The organism is Micromonospora sp. NPDC023888 (assembly GCF_040639415.1).
Taxonomy (GTDB): Bacteria; Actinomycetota; Actinomycetes; order Mycobacteriales; family Micromonosporaceae; genus Micromonospora.
Genome location: NZ_JBEZZW010000092.1, coordinates 1 through 2025 on the forward strand (window position 1 = coordinate 1; position 2025 = coordinate 2025).

Below are 2025 nucleotides of genomic sequence, written 5' to 3' on the forward strand. Positions count from 1 at the left end.
CGCAGGACCTCCACCACCGCCTCGGCCACATCCTTCTTCAGCGCGCCGTACGACGTGTAGGCCCCGGCCAGCTCCGCCGGCTCCCCGCCCCCGCACGCCGCGAGCACGGCCAGCAGGTTCGCCACGCCCGGCCTGCCCTCCCGGTCGTACGCCACTTCCCGCCCGCTGTCGGTCACCGCCCGCATGACCTTCCGGCGCACCACGTCCGGTTCGTCGAGGAGGTAGACGATCCCGGCACCGTTCTCGTGCGACTTCCCCATCTTTCCGGTCGGGTCCTGGAGGTCCATCACCCGAGCCCCCACCTTCGGGGGAGTGGCCCTCGGCACCGTGAAGGTGTGCCCGTACCGCTGGTTGAACCGCACCGCCAGGTCCCGCGTCAGCTCCACGTGCTGCGTCTGGTCGTCCCCCACCGGCACCTCGTCGGTCTCGTACGCCAGGATGTCCGCGGCCATCAGCGCCGGGTACGTCAGCAGCGACACCCGCACGCTCTGACCGGCCGCCCGCGCCGCCGCCGACTTCTCCTTGTACTGGATCATCCGCCGCAGCTCGCCGTCCGTGGCCGTGCACTCCAGCAGATAGGAGAGCCGCGCGTGCTCGTCCACATGGCTCTGTACGAAGAGGGTGCACCGCTCGGGATCGAGCCCGGCCGCCAGCAGCAGCGTCACCGCCTGCCGGCTGAGCCGCCGCACCCGCGCCGGATCGTGCTCCACGGTCAGCGCGTGCAGGTCCACCACGCTGAACAGCGCGTCGGCCCGGTACTGGTCCACCTCGGCCCACCGGCGCACGGCTCCGAGGTAGTTCCCCAGCGTCAGGTGTCCGGTCGGCTTGATCCCACTGAAGATCCGCGTCATCGCGTCCTCCTCCATCCTTCGGTGGAGGCCGCCGCCACCGCGGCCGGGCCTCCCTGGGGAGAAACGCGAACGGCCGCCGAAGCGGCGGCCGTTGAGTGCATGCGTGTCTGCGCGGCCGCCGTCAGGCGGCCCACCACAGGGTCGTGAACGCACGCGATGTCATGCCTGCAGACTACGGCAGGGGACCCGGGGTTGACACGGCTTTGCTCCATCCGTACTGTTCTCCGGGTTGTCCGACGTGAGCGCCGACCCCGGTCGGTCCCCGGACAGCCATTCCGCAAGAACCACTCCAAGCGAGCGACGATCCGTCGCCCCGCTTTCCGTGCGCTTTTGCGAAATGAGGAATCCGCGTTCGAACGGACGCAGCCCGATTAGCGTCGGGGCCACGGAATCCGCTAAAGTCTCACTCGTCGGAACGGCCCAACAGCCGGAAAGACAACCCCCTCTGACTGGGAATCAGGCCCGAAAGGATCTGATAGAGTCGGAACCGCCGGAAAGGGAAAGCGTGAAAGCGCAGAACAGCCCGGCAGCCCGCTCCAGCGGGTGGCAGAAACGGAAAACGGATCTGCTAGGCTGGAAACACGAAAGACCGAAGGGAAGCGCCCGGAGGAAAGCCCGAGAGGGTGAGTACGAAGGAAGCGTCCGTTCCTTGAGAACTCAACAGCGTGCCAAAAATCAACGCCAGATTAGTTGATACCCCGTCCATCTTCGGATGGTCGAGGTTCCTTTGAAGAAAACACAGCGAGGACGCTGAGAACCGAGGAGACTATTCCTCTCCTCCGGTTCCGCTCAACGCGAGTGTCAACCGGATAACCGGTAAACATTCACGGAGAGTTTGATCCTGGCTCAGGACGAACGCTGGCGGCGTGCTTAACACATGCAAGTCGAACGATGAACCCGCTTCGGTGGGGGATTAGTGGCGAACGGGTGAGTAACACGTGGGCAATCTGCCCTTCACTCTGGGACAAGCCCTGGAAACGGGGTCTAATACCGGATACGACCACTGAGGGCATCTTCAGTGGTGGAAAGCTCCGGCGGTGAAGGATGAGCCCGCGGCCTATCAGCTTGTTGGTGGGGTAATGGCCTACCAAGGCGACGACGGGTAGCCGGCCTGAGAGGGCGACCGGCCACACTGGGACTGAGACACGGCCCAGACTCCTACGGGAGGCAGCAG

At 65.6% G+C, this 2025-nt stretch carries 1 protein-coding gene and 1 rRNA gene; one reads left to right on the forward strand and one right to left on the reverse strand.

Annotated features, from left to right (window positions below; genetic code table 11):
- A partial coding sequence (gene trpS / locus AB0F61_RS34135; RefSeq protein ID WP_357818518.1) for a tryptophan--tRNA ligase occupies positions 1 to 851 on the reverse strand: 851 nt, incomplete at its 3' end.
- An 823-nt stretch (positions 852 to 1674) separates the two neighbouring features.
- Here trpS and AB0F61_RS34140 point away from each other — a divergent pair.
- Positions 1675 to 2025, forward strand: a 16S ribosomal RNA gene (locus AB0F61_RS34140); the annotation flags it as partial.